The sequence below is a fragment of the Streptomyces sp. NPDC127108 genome, assembly GCF_042677545.1.
GTDB lineage: Bacteria > Actinomycetota > Actinomycetes > Streptomycetales > Streptomycetaceae > Streptomyces.
Map to the genome: position 1 here is coordinate 37,945 of NZ_JBHXTE010000060.1, position 17,531 is coordinate 55,475.

17 protein-coding genes are annotated in these 17,531 nt (G+C 71.6%); 6 read left to right on the top strand and 11 right to left on the bottom strand.

Translation table 11 applies throughout. The annotated features are described in order from the left end of the window. Nucleotides 1-71 precede the first annotated feature (71 nt). The gene (locus tag ACFVHO_RS36055) at nt 72-1,268 is read left to right on the top strand and encodes a DMT family transporter (protein ID WP_385724335.1); all 1,197 of its coding nucleotides are present in this window, start codon (nt 72-74) and stop codon (nt 1,266-1,268) included. Nucleotides 1,269-1,308: 40 nt separating this feature from the next. On the opposite strand, the gene ACFVHO_RS36060 is transcribed toward ACFVHO_RS36055, so the two are convergent. Both ACFVHO_RS36060 and ACFVHO_RS36065 read right to left on the bottom strand, forming a co-directional pair. Beyond that, entirely contained in the window at nt 1,309-2,652 is a 1,344-nt protein-coding gene (locus tag ACFVHO_RS36060) for a transglycosylase family protein (RefSeq protein WP_385724337.1), read from the bottom strand. A gap of 130 nt (nt 2,653-2,782) precedes the next feature. Further along, complete coding sequence (locus tag ACFVHO_RS36065) at nt 2,783-3,754, bottom strand: acetylxylan esterase (RefSeq protein WP_385724340.1); 972 nt, start codon at nt 3,752-3,754, stop codon at nt 2,783-2,785. Nucleotides 3,755-3,863: 109 nt separating this feature from the next. Here ACFVHO_RS36065 and gndA point away from each other — a divergent pair, with 109 nt between their 5' ends. Further along, nucleotides 3,864-5,303 carry an NADP-dependent phosphogluconate dehydrogenase gene (gene gndA, locus ACFVHO_RS36070; protein WP_385724343.1) on the top strand — a complete coding sequence of 480 codons (1,440 nt, stop codon included), beginning with the start codon at nt 3,864-3,866 and terminating at the stop codon, nt 5,301-5,303. A 7-nt stretch (nt 5,304-5,310) separates the two neighbouring features. Here gndA and ACFVHO_RS36075 read toward each other — a convergent pair whose 3' ends face one another. From ACFVHO_RS36075 to ACFVHO_RS36100, 6 genes are all read right to left on the bottom strand, one after another. Further along, the gene (locus tag ACFVHO_RS36075) at nt 5,311-5,529 is read right to left on the bottom strand and encodes a hypothetical protein (RefSeq protein ID WP_380843630.1); all 219 of its coding nucleotides are present in this window, start codon (nt 5,527-5,529) and stop codon (nt 5,311-5,313) included. Nucleotides 5,530-5,724: 195 nt separating this feature from the next. Beyond that, the gene (locus ACFVHO_RS36080; protein WP_385724346.1) at nt 5,725-6,165 is read right to left on the bottom strand and encodes a nitroreductase family deazaflavin-dependent oxidoreductase; all 441 of its coding nucleotides are present in this window, start codon (nt 6,163-6,165) and stop codon (nt 5,725-5,727) included. 112 nt (nt 6,166-6,277) lie between these two features. Further along, nucleotides 6,278-6,934, bottom strand: a complete 657-nt coding sequence (locus ACFVHO_RS36085; protein WP_385724381.1) for an aspartate/glutamate racemase family protein — start codon at nt 6,932-6,934, stop codon at nt 6,278-6,280. Beyond that, nucleotides 6,931-7,287 carry a GNAT family N-acetyltransferase gene (locus ACFVHO_RS36090; RefSeq protein ID WP_385724349.1) on the bottom strand — a complete coding sequence of 119 codons (357 nt, stop codon included), beginning with the start codon at nt 7,285-7,287 and terminating at the stop codon, nt 6,931-6,933. The genes ACFVHO_RS36085 and ACFVHO_RS36090 overlap by 4 nt, the downstream gene beginning before the upstream one ends. 45 nt (nt 7,288-7,332) lie before the next feature. After that, entirely contained in the window at nt 7,333-7,755 is a 423-nt protein-coding gene (locus ACFVHO_RS36095) for a cold-shock protein (protein ID WP_385724384.1), read from the bottom strand. Between the two features lie 87 nt (nt 7,756-7,842). After that, nucleotides 7,843-9,519: a flavin monoamine oxidase family protein gene (locus ACFVHO_RS36100; RefSeq protein WP_385724352.1), complete on the bottom strand. Its 1,677-nt coding sequence runs from the start codon at nt 9,517-9,519 to the stop codon at nt 7,843-7,845. A 123-nt stretch (nt 9,520-9,642) separates the two neighbouring features. On the opposite strand from ACFVHO_RS36100, the gene ACFVHO_RS36105 reads away from it, so the two are divergent. Then, nucleotides 9,643-10,377 carry a hypothetical protein gene (locus ACFVHO_RS36105; protein ID WP_385724354.1) on the top strand — a complete coding sequence of 245 codons (735 nt, stop codon included), beginning with the start codon at nt 9,643-9,645 and terminating at the stop codon, nt 10,375-10,377. A 122-nt stretch (nt 10,378-10,499) separates the two neighbouring features. After that, the gene (locus ACFVHO_RS36110; RefSeq protein WP_385724356.1) at nt 10,500-10,766 is read left to right on the top strand and encodes a DUF5988 family protein; all 267 of its coding nucleotides are present in this window, start codon (nt 10,500-10,502) and stop codon (nt 10,764-10,766) included. Nucleotides 10,767-10,891: 125 nt separating this feature from the next. Here ACFVHO_RS36110 and ACFVHO_RS36115 read toward each other — a convergent pair whose 3' ends face one another. The 3 genes from ACFVHO_RS36115 to ACFVHO_RS36125 all read right to left on the bottom strand — a co-directional run bounded on the left by ACFVHO_RS36115 (nt 10,892) and on the right by ACFVHO_RS36125 (nt 15,291). Further along, on the bottom strand, nt 10,892-13,084 hold the full coding sequence (locus ACFVHO_RS36115) for an MMPL family transporter (RefSeq protein ID WP_385724359.1): 2,193 nt from the start codon (nt 13,082-13,084) through the stop codon (nt 10,892-10,894). Between the two features lie 69 nt (nt 13,085-13,153). Continuing rightward, a complete protein-coding gene (locus ACFVHO_RS36120; protein WP_385724362.1) occupies nt 13,154-14,740 on the bottom strand; it encodes a PH domain-containing protein in 1,587 nt (528 codons plus the stop codon). Further along, entirely contained in the window at nt 14,737-15,291 is a 555-nt protein-coding gene (locus ACFVHO_RS36125) for a PH domain-containing protein (RefSeq protein WP_385724365.1), read from the bottom strand. Before ACFVHO_RS36125 ends, ACFVHO_RS36120 begins: the two co-directional genes overlap by 4 nt. 196 nt (nt 15,292-15,487) lie before the next feature. On the opposite strand from ACFVHO_RS36125, the gene ACFVHO_RS36130 reads away from it, so the two are divergent. Next, nucleotides 15,488-16,711, top strand: a complete 1,224-nt coding sequence (locus ACFVHO_RS36130; protein WP_380843614.1) for a sensor histidine kinase — start codon at nt 15,488-15,490, stop codon at nt 16,709-16,711. Nucleotides 16,712-16,720: 9 nt separating this feature from the next. Beyond that, complete coding sequence (locus tag ACFVHO_RS36135; RefSeq protein WP_030363850.1) at nt 16,721-17,383, top strand: response regulator transcription factor; 663 nt, start codon at nt 16,721-16,723, stop codon at nt 17,381-17,383. The last annotated feature ends 148 nt before the right edge of the window (nt 17,384-17,531 follow it).

Genomic DNA, 17,531 nt, shown 5'->3' on the forward strand with positions numbered 1-17,531 from the left:
CGGGCACACCGGATGCACAGGGACTCCGCCGACCGTTCCGCACGGTCGCGCCGCGCGCCTGGGAGCACCTCATGAGTGCCCTCGCGCTGTCCATCGTGCTCTCCCTGATCTCCGCCGTGGCCTACGCGGGCGGGGCGATCATCCAGGAGCAGGTGGCGGCCAAGTCCGCGGAGCAGCAGTACGCTCCCCTGCGCAACGGCGCCTGGTGGGTCGCGGTGGTCCTCAACGGCCTCGGCGGCCTGCTGCACGTGGTGGCGCTCGCCTACGGCCCGCTGAGCCTGGTGCAGCCGCTGGGCGCCCTGACGATCGTGTTCGCGCTGCCGATGGCGGCGCTGTTCGTGCGCCGCAAGGCCGGTTCCACGGCGTGGCGCGGCGCCATCATGGCGACGGTGGGCCTGGTCGGGCTGCTCTCGCTGACGCAGGCCACCGCCTCGCAGTCGCTCGCCGACACCGAGCGGATCGGGCTCGCGCTCGGCACCGCGGGCGCGGTCGTCACGCTGATGCTGCTCGCGCACGCCGCCCACCGGCACCCCGCGGTGCGCGGCATGCTGCTCGCCACGGCGGCGGGCATCGCGTTCGGCATCTCCTCGGTGTTCACCAAGACGGTCGCGGTGGACTGGGACGCGCACGAGCCGCTGACGCGGCAGGTGCCGAGCCTCGCGGTCATCGCGGTCCTCGCGGTCAGCGGGCTGCTGCTCTCGCAGGCCTCCTACCGGGGCGCGGGCCTCGCGGCGCCGCTGTCGGCGGTGACCGTCGTGAACCCGGTGATCGCGGCCGCGGTCGGGCTCACCCTGTTCGGAGAATCCTTCCGCTACGGCACGGCGGGCATGGCCGTCGCCCTCGCCTGCGGCGTCGTCGCGGCGGGCGGCCTGATCCTGCTGACGACGGAACGTATCGGCGCCCCGCACCAGAGCGACGCGCCCGCGTCGGCGAACGAGAGCTCCACGGGGACCGCGACGGCCCCCCAGCTCCTGGACCGCCCCCTGACCGGCACCGGCGGCGCCGACGACACCACCACGTCGCCGTCCCCCGCCGCCGCCCGCACGGCCGACGACCCCACGGTCACCGAGCAGCGCAAGCCCGGCCACGACGAGCGCCCGCTGGCCGAGCCGGGCCGCCGCCCGCTGACCGGCGAACAGCCCACGCCGGAACAGCACCTGGTGCCCGAGGCCCTGACCGCCATGCCGCTCCAGCCGTCGTCGATGGACACGACGTTCCTGAGGGCGTCGCTGACGCGGCCCGCGCGGGAGCAGCACAGCGTGTCCTGAGCCCGCGCGGGGCGGCGGAGAGTTCAGCCGCGCATCCGTCTCAGATGCGCACGCCGCGCGCCCGCAGGTACGCCAGCGGATCGACGTCCGCGCCGAAGCCGGGGCCGGTCCTGATCTCGAAGTGCAGGTGCGGCCCGGTGCTGTTGCCGGTCGAGCCGGAGCGGCCGATGCGCTGGCCGGGGCCGACCTTCTGTCCGGCCTTCACCGTGAGCGCCGACAGATGGGCGTACTGCGAGTACTTGCCGTCGGTGTGCCGGATGACGACCTGGTAGCCGTAACTGCCGCCCCAGCCCGACGAGACGACCGTGCCCGAGGCGACGGCCTTCACGGACGTGCCGGTGGGCACGGGGAAGTCGACGCCCGTGTGGTAGCCCTTCGACCAGGAGCTGCCCGAGGCGCGGTACGGCGTGCCGATGGAGCCGGAGACGGGTGCGGTCGCGCCGGACGCGGACGTGGCGGCCTCGGCCTTCTGCCGCCCCGCGGGCGCGGTGTCCCGCTTCGGCTCGGGCGCGGGCCTGTGCTGCTTGGCCGGCGGGTGCGCCCGCTCGGGCCTGCGCTCCTGCTTCCGCTCCGGCTTCTTCTCAGGCTTCTTCTCGGGCTTCTTCGCGTCGTGCTGCACGGGCCGCTTCTCCGGGCGCTGCGCGCGCTCGGGCTGTGTGCGGCGCTCCGGCGGGCGCACGGGCGCCTTGCCCTTCTCCGCGCCGCGCAGCGAGAGCCGCTGCCCCGGGGAGATGAAGTCCGGGTCGTCGCCGATGGTGCGGCGGTTGTTGTCGTACAGCTGCGGCCAGCCGCCCCGGACGCGGCGTTCCTCGGCGATGCCGGAGAGGGTGTCGCCGCGGACGACCGTGTACATCTTCGCGGTGCCCGCGGTGGACTGCGGTGTCACCTCGGGCTTGACGTCACGGACGGTGCGCTTGGGGGTCTTGGGGGCGCCGTCGGTCTTCGCCGCGCCGGTCGCCTTCCGTTGCTGCGGGGCGGTGGCGGGCCTGATGTCGGGGCTGTCGCCGCCGCGGGTGAGGCCCGCGCGCTGGGAGCACACCGGCCAGGCGCCGGGGCCCTGTCCGTCCAGGACCTTCTCGGCGACGGCGATCTGCTGGCTCTTGGTGGCGAGGTCGGCGCGCGAGGCGTAGGCAGTGCCGCCGTAGGCCTCCCAGGTGGACTGGGTGAACTGGAGGCCGCCGTAGTAGCCGTTGCCGGTGTTGATGCTCCAGTTGTTGGTGGACTCGCAGGCCGCGACCTTGTTCCAGGTGTCCACGTCCGCGGCGTGGCCCGTGCCCGCGGACATCAGCGGCAGGGCGATGCCGGCCCCGCCCGCCGTGACCGTGAGCGAGGCACGGTTGATCCGGCTCGGCTGGTACCGGCGATGCCGGCCTCGTAAGGCCATGAAAGCCCCCTCAGACACACGTCGGACTGGTCACACGTTCAGCCACAGGACAAGGCCGCAAGCTAGCCGGTCGGCCATGGGCGTGACAAGAGTACGGTGCCGAGGGGGCTTTGCACGGGGTGTTTCCGAGTCACTTTCCCAAATGCCCCGCGAGCCACCGGAGTTGCACGTCTTCCTGATAAGGTCCGCCGCCTTCATGGTCGTTGAAGGAGTACACCTCCATCGAACGTTCCGAACCCGTATAGGAGTTGAATGCGGCGAAGACGGTGGACGGCGGGCAGGTCTCGTCCTCGAGGGCGGCGGAGAAAAGCGCGGGCGCACGCCCGCGGGCCGCGAAGTGCACACCGTCGAAGTACGAAAGGGTCCGGAACACCCGCTCGTCGCGGCCGATCCGGGTCCGCAGATACTGGGCGATCTCCTGGTACGGCAGCCGGTCCGAGAGCGTCACCGCGCGCGGGAAGTCGCACAGGAACGGCACGTCGGGGGCGATCGCCGCGAGGTCGCGGACCAGCGCGCCGACGGCGATCGAGATGCCGCCGCCCTGGCTGCCGCCGACCGCGGCGACGCGCCCGGGGTCCACCAGGGGGTGGCTGCGGGCGGCCTCGACGGCGCGCACGCCGTCGGTGAACACGCGCCGGTAGTAGTAGTCGTGCGGGTCGTCGATGCCGCGGGTCAGATAGCCCGGGTGCGCGGGGCCGCTGCCCACCGGGTCCGGGGTGTCGCCCACGGAGCCGCTGCTGGCCTGCCCCCGCGTGTCCATCACGAAGTGCGCGTACCCCGCGGCCGACCACAGCAGCCGCTGGTGCGGCAGCCCCCGCCCGCCCCCGTACCCGATGTACTCGATGATCGTGGGCAGCGGCCCGGTCGCCCCCGCCGGGACCAGGAACCAGCCCTTGACCGGCTGCCCCCCGAAGCCCGCGAACGTCACGTCGAACACCTCGACCGTCGACAGGGGCGTCGCGACCCGCTCGAACCGCGCGTTCAGATCGTGTTCACGCGCGGCCGAAAGGGTCTTCTCCCAGAACGCGTCGAAGTCGTCCGGCTCGGGCAATTCCGGACGGTATCGGCGGAGTTCTTCCAGGGGCAGATCGAAATGGGGCACGGGCGGCTCCTCCTTCGGACACGGTGTCGGGAAGTCACGGTACGCCGCCGGGTGATACTGGCGCACAGATGCGATACCTCGGATTACCCAGGAACTCAGGAGCCAGAGCATGAGTGCTTCAGCGCAGATCGGTGTCACGGGACTCGCGGTGATGGGGCGCAACCTCGCCCGCAATTTCGCCCGCAACGGCTACACGGTCGCGGTGCACAACCGCACGGCGGCCAAGACCCGTGCCCTCGTCGAGGAGTTCGGCCACGAGGGCGATTTCGTCGGCGCCGAGTCCGCCGAGGACTTCGTCGCGGCCCTCGAGCGCCCGCGCCGCCTCGTCGTCATGGTCAAGGCCGGGGAGCCGACGGACGCGGTCATCAAGGAGTTCGCGCCGCTGCTCGAACCCGGCGACATGATCGTGGACGGCGGCAACGCGCACTTCGCGGACACCCGGCGGCGCGAGCGCGAGCTGCGCGAGCAGGGCATCCACTTCGTCGGCACGGGTGTGTCCGGCGGCGAGGAGGGCGCCCTGAACGGCCCGAGCATCATGCCGGGCGGCTCCAAGGAGTCCTACGAGGCGCTCGGCCCGATGCTGGAGAAGATCTCCGCGAAGGCCGCCGACGGCAGCCCCTGCACGGCGCACATCGGCCCGGACGGCGCCGGCCACTTCGTGAAGATGGTGCACAACGGCATCGAGTACGCCGACATGCAGCTGATCGCCGAGGCCTACCAGCTGCTGCGGGACGTCGCCGGTTACTCCCCCGCCGAGATCGCGGACATCTTCCGCACCTGGAACACCGGCCGCCTCGACTCCTATCTGATCGAGATCACGGCCGAGGTCCTCGCGCACGTCGACGCCGTGACCGGCGAGCCGTTCGTGGACGTCGTCCAGGACCAGGCGGAGCAGAAGGGCACCGGCCGCTGGACCGTGCAGATCGCCCTCGACCTCGGGGTGCCGGTGTCGGGCATCGCGGAGGCGGTGTTCGCCCGTTCGCTGTCCGGTCACAAGGACCTGCGGGACGCCTCGCGCGGCCTCGCGGGCCCGAAGGCGGAGCCGCTCGGCAAGGAGGAGGCGGCCGCCTTCGCCGACCAGGTCGAGCAGGCGCTGTACGCCTCCAAGATCGTGTCGTACACGCAGGGCTTCCACGAGATCGCGGCGGGCAGCGACGAGTACGACTGGAACATCGACCTGGGGCAGGTCGCCTCGATCTGGCGCGGCGGCTGCATCATCAGGGCCGCGTTCCTCGACCGCATCCGCGCCGCCTACGACGCCCGCGCCGACCTGCCGAGCCTGCTCGCCGACGAGAGCTTCGCGCGGGAGATCGGCGACGCCCAGGACGACTGGCGTGCCGTCCTGGTCGCCGCGACGCTCCAGGGCGTGCCCGCACCGGGCTTCGCCGCGGCCCTCGCCTACTACGACGCGCTGCGCGCCGACCGGCTCCCGGCCGCGCTCACGCAGGGACAGCGGGACTACTTCGGCGCGCACACCTACCGGCGCACGGACCGGGAGGGGTCGTTCCACACGCTGTGGGGCGGCGACCGCTCCGAGGTGTCCGCGTAGCGCTCGGTCACATGGGTGACGGCTCGGGCTCCGGCGGTACGGGGTCCGGGCCGGGACCCGGCGGCCTCGGCACCGGGGACGGCGACGGCTCCGGCAGCGGCACGGGGTCCGGCACGGGGCGCGGCGGCCCGCCCGGGTCGGGCGCGGGGCCGGGGCCCGGCGTGGGGTCCGGGTGCGGGCCCGGGGTGGGTCCGGGGGGCACGGGGTCGGGGAAGGGGTGGGTCATGGTTCCTCCAGCGGATCGGAGGCGGGTCGCGCCCGGGGCCTGAGTCGGCCCTGAGGGCCCTGCCGCGGGCGTTTCCACTCTCTCCCGCCTCGCGTGCCCACGCCCGGTGAGTCCACGCGTCCCCGCCCCGGGTGATCCGGGCCACCCGCGCGGTCGCGGACCCGGGTCGCCCGATTGCCGTACGACAGCGGCAGGTCAGTCCCGTACGCGGCTGAGGCGCACGACGGGGATGTCCCGGGTGGTCTTCTTGCGGTAGTCGGCGTACAGACCGAAGACGTCGACGAGGTGCGGCCAGACGCGCTCCTTGTCCTCGGCCGAAAGGGTCTCCGCACGGGCGTCGAACCGCTCGGTGCCCACGCGCAGCCGCACGTCGGGCTCGTCGCGCAGGTTCAGATACCACAGCGGATGCGTGTCGGCGCCGCCGTTGGACGCCACGATCAGATAGTCGTCGCCGTCGCGGCCGTAGATGAGGACGGTGCGCCGCCACTGCCCGGAGCGGCGGCCCCGGTAGTCGAGCAGCAGACAGGGGGCGCCCTGGACGACGGCGCCCTTCGTCCCGCCCGACTCCTCGTACAGCCGGGCCTGTTCGGCCACCCAGCCCGTCGGACTGATCACGACTTCTTCGGATGAGGTCATGCCCGAACCCTAGGCGGGGCTCCTGGCAGGACGCCTCATGCCTGGGGGTGATCCGTCCCCTTCATGCCTGGAGGCGATCCGTCCCCGGTACGGCGGCCGGTTACGGCGCGAGTCACGCCTCGGTGTGCCCGCACAGCCGGGCGGCCTCGCGCAGGCCGGTGCGGGGGCTGCTGAGCACGGGTGTCGCGACGGGCGCGCGGTCGGCAGCGTCGGCAGCGTCGGCCATGGAAGCCTGCGCGAGGAGGACCGCGCCGACCGAGCCCGCGACCCGCTCGACGGCCTCGGCGACGAGCCCCAGATACCCGGCCCGGTCCCCCGCCTCGAACCGCTCCCAGGCGCCGTCCACCAGGACGGTCCGGATGTCGACGGGCCGGCCCGCGCGTGCTGCCTCCTCGCGCACGAGGGCGACGGTCGGCTCCAGGGTCGAGGCGACCGTGGCGACGACGGCGACGGCCGGGCCCGCGCGCACCGCTGCGGCCGCCATCGGCCGGTCGACGCGCAGCACGGGCACCCCCGTGGCGGCGGCGTGCGACTCGGCGACGCCGCCGATGGTCGAGCAGGTGCACAGCACGGCGTCGGCGCCCTCGGCGGCCTCGGCGAGGGCCGCCCGGACGGCGTCGGCGACGGCGTCGGGGCCTTCGGCGCGGGCGCGCGCGAGCAGGTCCTCGTGGACGAGGTGGCGCAGCGTGAGGCCGGGGTGGTCGGTGTCGCGCAGCGCGTCGAAGACGGGGACGTGCGCGGGCGAGGTGTGCAGGAGCGCCAGGGTCACCACGCCGACGGGTCCGCCTTGGCCTTGGCGAGGGCGGCCTCGACGAGCGCGGCGGACGGGACGGGCGCCTCGTCCGGATGGCGCTCGGCCCACTTGGCGACGTACGGGCACAGCGGTACGACGGCGCGGCCCTCGCGGGCGGCGATCGCGTACAGCTCCCGGGCGAGGGCGCCCGCGATGCCCCGGCCCGCGTGCGCGGACGGCACCTCCGTGTGCACGGGCACGAGGGCGGGCGCGGGCTCGGACAGGGTGAAGTAGGCGATCTCACCCACGACTTGACCGTCGTCGCGGGCCCGCAGGGCTCCGTCGGCCCGGTCGTCGTGGATGCCGATGGCTCCGCCGGTGTCACTCATCGCCGCTCCTCGCCTTGTCCGCTTGTCCACTTGTCCGCCTCCAAGCTACGAGGCGACCCAGCCCCGCGCCTGCGCCAGGTCGAGGACGCAGGCCCTGACCCGCTTGATCTGATCGCCGGTCAGCGAGCCCACCGAGTCGAGCAGGGCCTCGGTCAGCTCCTGGCTGAAGGCGTCGGCAGCCGATACGGTCCGCTCGCCGTCGGCGGCAGCGGCGGCGGGTCGGGTCGCGAGGCCGCCACGGGGCAGCTGGTGCGAGGTGGACTGGTGGACCAGGCGGATGTTCGACGCCTTGGGCCCCTTCTCCCCCATCTCCAGGAAGAACTCGACCTGGCTGCCCTCCTGGTAGAGGTACTTCTCGTCCACCAGGTCGTTCGCGTGCATGAACACGTCCTCGTCGCCCACCTCGGGGACGATGAACCCGTAACCGCGGACCTCGTCGAACCGCAGGACCTTCCCCGCCGTCAGCACAGCCATGCCAGCACACCTCACCACACGCCACACGGTGGGCATCACCCTGTGTGAGCCCCCACAACCGAATGAATCCGTGGCCTGAACCTACCTTGCCGGGCCGGAGGCCGACCGCCCGCACCCCAGGTGGTCCCGCAGCACCGCCTCGGCGCTCGCGACGGCCCCCTCGATCGAGCCCGGGTCGGGCGTCCAGCAGTCACTGACGATGTGCACGGCCTCGCCGGGCAGCGGCTCGCGGACGCGGGGCGCGATCTCGTCGGGGTCGTGCCCGGGCCGCCAGACGTGCCAGGCCCCGTCGTGCGGCGGCAGGTTCCAGTCCTGCCGACGGGCGGACAGCGGGGCCTCCAGGTGGGGCAGGCCGTGCATCCGCGCGAGGAGGCGGTGCGCCCGCTCCACCAGGGCCGGGTTGGGGTCGGTGGGGTCGGTGCCGGGCTCGGGCGGTGCGTCCCAGGTCCTGGTGGCGGGCCCGCTGGGGTAGGCGGCGAGCAGCAGCGCGGGGCCGTCGTCGCGGGCGGGGCCGGGCGGCGGGCAGGTGCCGCCGTACCAGAGCTGCCGCAGCGGCAGGTCCGTCGTGGCGCGGCCGCGGGTCACGCCGAGGCCGTGCCACCACGCCGTCCGGTACAGCAGGAAGAGCTTGTGCGCGGGCACTGCCTCGACCGCCGCGAGGTCCGCGCGCAGCCGGGATGTGAACGGCAGGCCGTCCCCGTCGAGCCGCAGGAGCGGGCCCTGGGGCAGGGCGAGCACGACGGTGTGCGCGTGGACGTGGACGTGGGTGCCGGTGGGGCGGCCTTCGGGGTCCTCCAGGGCGAACGTCAGGCGGTAGCGGGGGTGGCGGGTGCCCGGGGGTGCGGGGGCGCCGGACGCGGCGCGGTCGTGGTGCGGATCGGCGCGGTCGACGCGCAGGAGCCGGTGCCCGAGGCGCAGGGTGCCGCCCGCCGCCGTGAAGCGGTCGCGCAGGGCGAGGGGCAGGCTCTGCATGCCGCGGCGCAGCGTCAGATACGCGGCTCGGGGCGGGGTGCGGAAGAGGATGCCGAGCTGTTCGGCGGTGTTCTCGCGGCTGTACGCCACGTCGTAGCCGCCGGTGTCGTGGAGGAACGCGACCGCCTCCGCCCCGAGCACGGCCCGCAGGGCGTCGGCGTACGCGGTCCACCGCAGGGGCTGTCCTCCGAGGGTGGCCCGGTCGCGGCGGGTCCGGAACGCGGTGGCGCACCGGGCGGCGCGGTCCGCGTCGCCCCTCTCCCGGGCCTCGTGGTGGCGGCGGCGCAGTTCGGTGAAGCCGGGGACGAGGACGTCGGCCGCGCGGAGCGTCAGGTCGCCGGGGTTCAGGCCGCGTTCGCCGCCCGTGAGGTCGTACGGGATCCTCGCGGGGTCGGCCAGGTGGCGCTGGCGCAGGGTCAGGCCGCGTACGTGGGTGGGGTTCTCGGGGCGTCCGAAGTCGAAGGGCACGAGGTCGCCTGCGAGTCCCGCCTCCTGGACGACGTCGAGGACCTGGCGCAGTCCGCTGTGCAGGCGCATCGCGCCGAGGTCGGCGTGCAGGCCCTCGGCCATGGGGACCGACCACAGCCGTCCGCCGACGCGGTGCGCGCGTTCGAAGAGCGCCACGTGGCCGGGGTGGAATTCTCCGGCGCGTTCCCGGTGCCGGGCCAGGCGGGAGGCCAGGAGACAGCCGCCGATTCCGGCTCCGACTATCGCCGTGTCGAGTTCGGGAACGGCCGGTAATGGCTGGCGAGTTCGCGCCGTCGACGGCGTGGTCGTGTTTGCCACTGCATGGTTTACCGCACTCTGGTGTTGATCTACAGTCGCGCTCACGTACACGTCTTAGCACATTCCGGTTCCCGCGCTTCTCGGGTCCGGGACCGCACCGCCTGAGCACGCTGGAGAAACCGCATGATCTTCCGCAAAGATGTCGTCGCCGAAACCGCCGGTGCCTACGACACGTTGGCCGCCTACTTCCAGGACGTCCGGTCGTTCTTCGAGGTTCTCAGCGTGCGTTTCAGTCTGCCCGAGTACGGGGTGCGGCTGCGCCCCATAGCCGGGAACGAACTGTTCTCGAATGCCAACAGCTACCTGCTGTCCGACGACAGTTCGTACCCCTACTACCTGTGGCTGCCGAGTTGGCTCGGGCGGTTCTACATCGACGCCGACCGGATCACGGACGGTCGCAGTGCCGATGACGTGCGCACCGCCGACGCCCGGCACATCGCGTTCGTGTGGCCGTGGCTCGGCTTCAACGACGCCTACGTCAAGGACGCCGCGGAGCCCGAGTGTTGGTTCGGCGTGGCGGAGCCCCGGCCGCTGGACCCGCGGGAGACGGTGCGCACCACGGCGCAGAGCCTGTTCAATCACTTCCGCCTCGAGCACACCCTCGACGGCGAGGAGCAGGGCTGGCTGACCGGGCACTTCACGCCGGACCAGGAGATCGGCTGCAATCTCGCGGGCCGTTGGCATCTGCGCCGGGTGCCGCTGTCGGCGCTCACGAGTTATTACGAGGTCGAGCGGAACGTCATCCAGCCGCTGGGCGAGAAGTTCAGCGCGCTCGCCTCCGCTCCCCTGACCCGCGCGGCCGACGGGCAGCAGCCGCAGGGACACCCCGAGCCGGTGCCCGCCGCTGTGCGGTCGTGAACTTCCACGGAGTGAGACACCCCTGCGATAGGGGTTATTGAGGGGTACTGCGGGGCTATCCGAACGCCGCGCGGTCACAGAACAATCTCACAAGTCAGAGGTGTCAAGACGAGAGGTGACCCATGCGAGGAATCGACAGCACCATCTCCGCCATCACGTTGAACTCCGTCCACCTCGAAGGCGGCCCGAGTACGCTTTCGGGGAATGTCGTCCTCGCCGAGTTGAACGAAGTGATCTGCTCCGCCGAGAAGATCAAGATTCGGCACGGAAATGGCTACGAGCACTACGAGTTCATTGACGCGCCGGTCACGCCGGACGCGGCCGCGCTCGACGACGCGTCGGGGCCGCTGAAACTGCGCTGGGTCGGCCGCACGAAAATCGCCGAGTAGGAGCAGAGCAGAACTCGACACCAGGGTCACGTACTTTCGAGAACCCCCACGAGAAAGGGCCCCCACCGCTCACGCGGTGGGGGCCCTTTCTCGTGCGGACCGGACCCGGGGGGAATCCGGTCCCGTCAGTCGCCGCGTCCCTGGGGCGGGTAGGACGCGTACGGGCTGCCGGTCTGGGCGGGCACCGGCTGCTGGTGTCCGGCGTGCGGGGGCGTGCCCTGGCGCGGCGGGTCCTGCTGGATGCGGCGCGGCCACCACGCGGCCCTACCGAGCAGGGCGGTGAGGGCGGGCGTGAAGAACATGGCCATCACGAAGGCCCCGATGACGATGCCGAAGGCCACCGCGAACCCGATCTGGGCGAGCGAGACATCGCTGGCGAGCAGCATCGACGCGAACGTGCCCGCGAGGATCACACCGGCCGCGGCCACCGTCGGGCCCGCGTGCTGGATGCTCTTGGCGGTGGCCTCACGCGGGCCGAGGCCTTCCTTGGCCTCTTCGCGCAGGCGCGCGACCATGAGGATGTTGTAGTCGGTGCCGATGGCCACGACGAACAAGTACATGATCACGGGTAGGAAGAAGGTCAGGCCCGACTGGCCCTCGATCTGCTGGAAGAGGATCACGCTCGCGCCGAGGGTCGCGCCGAAGCCCAGGGCGACGGAGACCATCAGGTAGATCGGCGCCACGATGCTGCGAAGGAGCAGGCCGAGGATGAGCATGATCAGCGCGGCCGCGGTCGGGAACACCACGGAGAAGTCCCGGTTGACGGCCTTGTTGATGTCGACGAACACCGAGGTGACGCCGCCGACCTTGGTCTCCGTTCCGGGCGGCGCGGCCTCGTGGGCGGTGGTCCGCAGCGGGCCGCGGACGACGTCCATGGCCTTGCGGCCGTTGGGGTCCATGGTCAGCACGGCGTTGAACTCGGCGGTCCTGCCGTCCTTGCTGAGCTGCGAACGCGAGGCGCTGCCCACGCCCTTGACCTGCTTGAGCTTGCCGACGAAGGCCTTCATGTCGGCCTCGTTGAGCTTCTCGCCGTTCGTGGAGCGCATCAGGACGGTGCTGGGGTTGGTGCTGCCCGCCGGCAGGTCCTGGCTCATGGCGTGCAGGGCGACCTGCGACTCCTTCTTGGAGTTCTCGTCCTCCTGGCTCGCGAAGGTCGGCTTGTAGCCGAACGCGCCGAGGGCCAGCACGATCATGAGCAGGCCGGAGCCGATGGCGAACAGGCCGGGGCGGCGCGCCACGGACTTGCCCATGGCCTCGAAGCGGGCCGCGCGCGGCTCCCGCTGCCAGGACTTGGACGGCCAGAACACCTTGGTGCCCATCAGCGAGATGATCGCCGGGATCAGGGTGAGGCTGGCGAGCAGGGTCACGCCGATGGCGATGGCCAGGGCCGGACCCATGGAGACGAGGAAGCTGAGCGAGGAGAGCAGCAGCGCCAGGAAGCAGACGACGACGGCTCCCGCGGCCGAGGCGATGGCCTCACCGACCCGGCCGATGGCCGAGATCATCGCGGTCTTCGGGTCCTCACCGAGCCGCAGCCGCTCCCGGTAGCGGAACATCAGGAACAGGATGTAGTCGGTGCCGACGCCGAAGAGCACGACGATCAGCAGCGACGACACCGAGCTGTCGGCCTTGAGGTGGAACTCCTTGGCGGCGGTCGCGATCAGACCGTTGGCGATCTGGGCGACCAGCGTGATGCCGACGATGGTGAGGACGGTGATCGTGGGGCTGCGGAAGATGATCGTCATCAGGACGACGATCAGGACGATGGTGCCGATGAAGATCAGCCCGTCGGCCTCCTTGGAGGCCTTCTCGTTGTCGAGCTGAGTGGCCGCGTCACCCGTGACGCCCCACTTCAGCCCCGAGTCGGCGACCAGCGGCTTGAGGTCGTCGCGCATGTCCTCGACCGCGTGCTGCTGGCTCTTGTCGCCCGCCTTCACGTCGGCCATCGACACCATCACCGTCTGCACCTTCTTGTGCGGTGACGGCGGCGCGGTGATGACCTGCTCGACCTTGTCGTACTTCTTGGCCTGCAGGGTCTTGCCGATCTTGGCGACCTCGGCCGAGTCGGCCTTGTCCAGGGCCTTGCCGTCCTCGCGCGTGAAGACCACGATCGCCGAGGGGCTGAAGCCCTTCGGGAACGCCTTCTCCTGGATCTTCTGCGCCTGGATCGACTCGTAGTGCTTGGGAAGGAACTCGGCCTGATCGGTTGTGGTGGTCAGCGACGGGGCGTAGCCGATCACGGCCGCCCCGGCGATGAGCCAGCCGATGATCACCAGCCAGCGGTGGCCGACGACGAAACGTCCTAGTGCTTTGAACACGGTTCCTTCCTCCACTCCGGATCACGCCGAAGTACTTGGTCTTGCGGGGGCTTGTGGTGCGGTTCGGGGCTAGTCGCGGTCCGTGCCCGGGCCGGTCGGCGCGCCGCAGAAGGGGGCGACGAGGCCGGGCAGCGCCGCCTCCGCGAAGCGGAGCCCGTCGGCGACGCCGACGTCGCGTATGCGGACGGCGCCCTTCCCGGCCGCGGTGGTGGCGGTCAGCGTGCACAGTCCGGCGCGGCGCTGCGTGTACGTCTGTCTGCCGGTCCAGCCGACGACGCGGTCGCGCCGCAGCACCACGGTCCGCCGGACGAACGTGCCTTGTCGTACGACGAGGTAGTCACCGCACAGGGCGTGGCCGAGGCCGCGGTAGGCGTCCACCGCGAGCGGCGCCCCGCAGGCCGCGGTGAGCGCCGCGGCCACGAGGGCGGCCCACCAGGGCAGCACTCCGGCGGCCGTACCGGCCCCGGCCAGGGCCGCTGCCCCGGCCGGGGCCCACAGGCAACCGCGCACCAGACGACGGCGCAGCGCGGGCCGGGGGTGGCCGCGCAGCACCGCCTGAGTGATCGGCGACGTGGCCTCGTTGAGGACGTCGGCCGTGATCTGGTGCGCGGAGTTCAGGGGTGCGGCCGGGATCAGCTGGGCCGGACCGAGCGAGCCGGGGAAGGAGGTGCCGCTGCCGCCGAGCCCGGTGGCCAGGAGGTTCAGCCGGCCCGCGGCGAGCAGCCGCAGGGGCAGGGGGCGGCTCAGCTCCACGCCGCAGATCCGCCGCTCGGCCACGGACACCGACCGGGAGGTGAGCAGGCCGCGGCTGATGTGCAGGGCGCCTTCCGGCTCGCGTTCGAGGCGGTGTCCGTACCAGGCCTCGGCGAACGCCACGAGGGAGCCCGCGACGCCGACGGCGAGCAGCACGAGGGTCACGACGGCGACGGCCACGGCAAGGGGCACGGCGGTCAGCCAGTCCCAGACGCCCCGCGCGGTGCCGCTGTCGGTGACGTCGAGCCCGAGGGTGTCCAGGAGCTTGGAGAGACCGGTGACCACGGCCAGGACCCCGGCGAAGGTGGTGACGGTCAGGGGGGCGTAGCGGGCCCACGACCAGCGCATCCGCGCGAGCGGCACCGGCAGCGCGGGGGCCTCGCCGCCGGTGTCGCCCGTGCCCCGGGTCAGCAGCAGCGCCCGGAACTGGACCGCCTGCTCGCGCGAGATCCCGTCGAGCACGAGCTCCTCGTCCTCGCTGCGGGCGGTGTGCTCGCCGGTGCCGACCTTCACGGCCGCGAGCCCGAAGAGGCGGTGGACGGGGTTGGCCGTCAGATCGGCACTGCGGACACGGTCGCGGGGGATCGACTTGTCGGTACGGAAGAGGAGCCCGGAGTGCAGCTCGACCAGGCTGTCGGTGATGCGGAAGCGGGTGGTGCGGTAGCGGACCCACTCGTGTCCCGCCTGGACGCCCGCCACCACGATGTAGGAGCCGAGCACGATCAGACCGTGGGAGTTCAGCAGGTCCCGGGCCACGAGGATCGCGCCGAGCAGCGGCACGGCCGGACCCACGAGCCAGCTGACGCTGACGACGATCATGCGCGGGTGCAGTCGCTGCCACGGCTGCTCCGCGGTCGGCGGCTGCGGATTCGGTACGTCGAGCACCGGTGTACGCACGGTCACGTGCCGTCCTCACGCAGGGCGCGGACGCGCTCGGTGAGGTCCTGGACCAGCTCTTCGGCAAGGCGCCGGTCCAGGCCGACGATGGTGACCGGGCCCGCCGCGGACGCGGTCGTCACGGTCACCGCGGCGAGCCCGAAGAGCTGCATCAGCGGGCCGCGCTTGGTGTCCAGGGTCTGGATGCGGGTGAACGGCACCACACGCCATTCCCTGGTGAGCCAGCCGGACGTGGCGCACACCGCGTCGTCGCCCGCCTCCCAGCGGTGCACGCGGTAGCGGTACCAGGGGGTGAGCAGCGCGTAGCCCACACCGAGGGGGCACAGCACCGCGAAGACGGTCCACAGCCAGGACGGGGCGTCGGGCGTCAGCGCAGCGGCCGCGAGGGCGGCGAGCACCGGCACGACGACCAGGAGGTTCTGCGTCAGCCACCAGTGGACGGCACGCCGGTCCGGGCGGCGGGCGGGCCGCGGCACACCGAGCACGAACGGAACATCGGCGTCCGGATGTGTCGCCTCCGCCCCGTCCCGCGCTGCCTGCCGCATCTGCTGTGGCACTGCCCCTCCACCCCTGTGGCTGTCGTTGTCCCACAAGCCAAACAACCGGGGCGGGGAGCGAGGCAGAGCGCTTCGTGTGGAGTGGAAGCGACCAAGGTTGCAACTTCGGGAGCGCGCTACCCACTTTCGTACGCTCCGCTGTTTCGTATGGACCACGTCCGCTTCGTGGGCGTGTGGGCGACAGTAGGGTGACCGCGTGACAGGGCCGATTCGATGGTTGGGCCGCAGCGCCGTTCAGGACACCATCCTCGTCGCCACCCTCATCGCACTCAACGTCTTCGTTGCCTTCTGGAGCGGCTTTCCCCGGGAAGAGCATCCGCGGTTTGGGCCGTGGGCGGGGTTGGGGTTGCAGGTGGTTGTGGTGGTGGTGTTGGTGGTGCGGCGTGTGTGGCCGTTGTTTGTGTTGGGTGTGGCGACGGTGTCTGCGGTGTTGATGTCGTTGTCGGTGTGGTTGGTGCCGGGGTTGTTGGTGACGTCGGTGGATGGGTCGGGGGTGTGGGTGCCGTTGGCTGCGCCGTTCGCGGCGTATTCGGCGGTGGTGTATTCGTCGCGGCCGCGGGGTGCGTGGGTGTTGACGGGTGTGCTGACGTTGGTGGCGACGCGGTTGTGGGAGTTGTCGTTCGCGGTGGCGGCGTCGGGGGTGTTGTTGACGGCGGTGCCGGCGTTGTTGGGGATGTATGTGGCGGCGCGGCGGGGGTTGATCGTGGCGTTGACGGAGCGGGCTGAGCGGGCGGAGCGGGAGCAGTTTTTGTTGGCGGAGCGGGCGCGGGCGGAGGAGCGGGTGCGTTTGGCGGGGGAGATGCATGACGTGGTGACGCATCGGGTGTCGTTGATGGTGTTGCAGGCGGGGGCGTTGCGGGTGGTGTCTTCGGATGAGCGGGTGCGGGCGGAGGCGGAGGGTTTGCGGGCTGCGGGGTGTCAGGCGTTGGAGGAGTTGCGGGATTTGGTGGGGGTGCTGCGGTCTCCGGAGAGTGCGGTGGGGTTGGTGGGTGGTGTTGGTGATGATGGTGGTGTGGGGGTGGGTGATTGGGGTTTGTCGGTGTTGGTGGAGGAGTCGCGGGCGGTGGGGGTTGAGGTGGTGTTGAGTGAGTCGGGGGATCGTTCGGTGTCGTCTCCGGTGGTGGCGCGGACGGCGTATCGGATTGTGCAGGAGGCGTTGACGAATGTGCGGAAGCACGCGCCTGGGAGTGGGGTGCGGGTGGAGGTGCGGTATGAGGCGGATCGGGTGCGGTTGAGGGTGCGGAATTCGGCTCCGACGGCGGCGGTGGATCGGGAGTTGGCGTCGTCTGGTTCGGGGAGTGGGTTGAAGGGGTTGCGGCAGCGGGTGGAGTTGGTGGGAGGCACGTTCGAGTCCGGACCCCGCCCCGACGGCGGCTTCCACATCGAAGCCGTACTGCCGATGGAAGCGCACCATGGATAGACTGTGGCCATGGGGCATGAAGTCGTAAAGGTGCTGGTTGTTGATGACGAGCCCATGGTCTGCGCGCATTTGAGAACGATTCTCGGTTCGGCCGAGGATATTGAGGTCGTCGACGCCGCCCATGACGGAGCCGCCGCGGTGGAGGCCGTGATGCGGCATCGCCCCGATCTCGTCCTCATGGATTTGCGGATGCCGGGCGTGGACGGGCTCACGGCCATCGAATGCATCATGAAACTCGACCAGCCGCCGAAAGTCGTGGCGCTCACCACATTTGACGCCGATCAGTATGTGATGCGGGCACTGCGCAGTGGAGCAAGTGGATTTCTTGTGAAATCCACGCCTCCCGAGGACCTGATCGGCCTCGTCCGCGTCGCCGCCGACGGCCACACCGTCCTCTCGCCCGTCGCCATGCGTCGCATCGTGGCCGCATCCTCCGACGAGGACGCCGCGCGCGAGCGCGCCAAGGCCCTGGTCGGCAAGCTCACCGAGCGCGAGACCGACGTCCTCACCTGCCTCGGCGAAGGCCTGTCGAACGCCCAGATCGCCACCAAGCTGTTCCTCAGCGAGGCGACGGTCAAGGGCTATGTCTCCCGCATGCTCGTGAAGCTGGAGTGCACCAACAGGACCCAGGCGGGCCTCCTCGCCTACGACGCGGGGCTCGTCAGCCGCTGACGGTCGCGGGGAGCCCGGCAGGCACGGGACGGTCGCGGGGGCCCCGCAGGCACAAGACGGTCGCGGGAGTCCCGCAGGCACGGGAGCCGGTCGCGGGGAGCCCCGCAGGCACAGGACGAACAGAGCGGACAGCGCGAAGGGCCGGAGC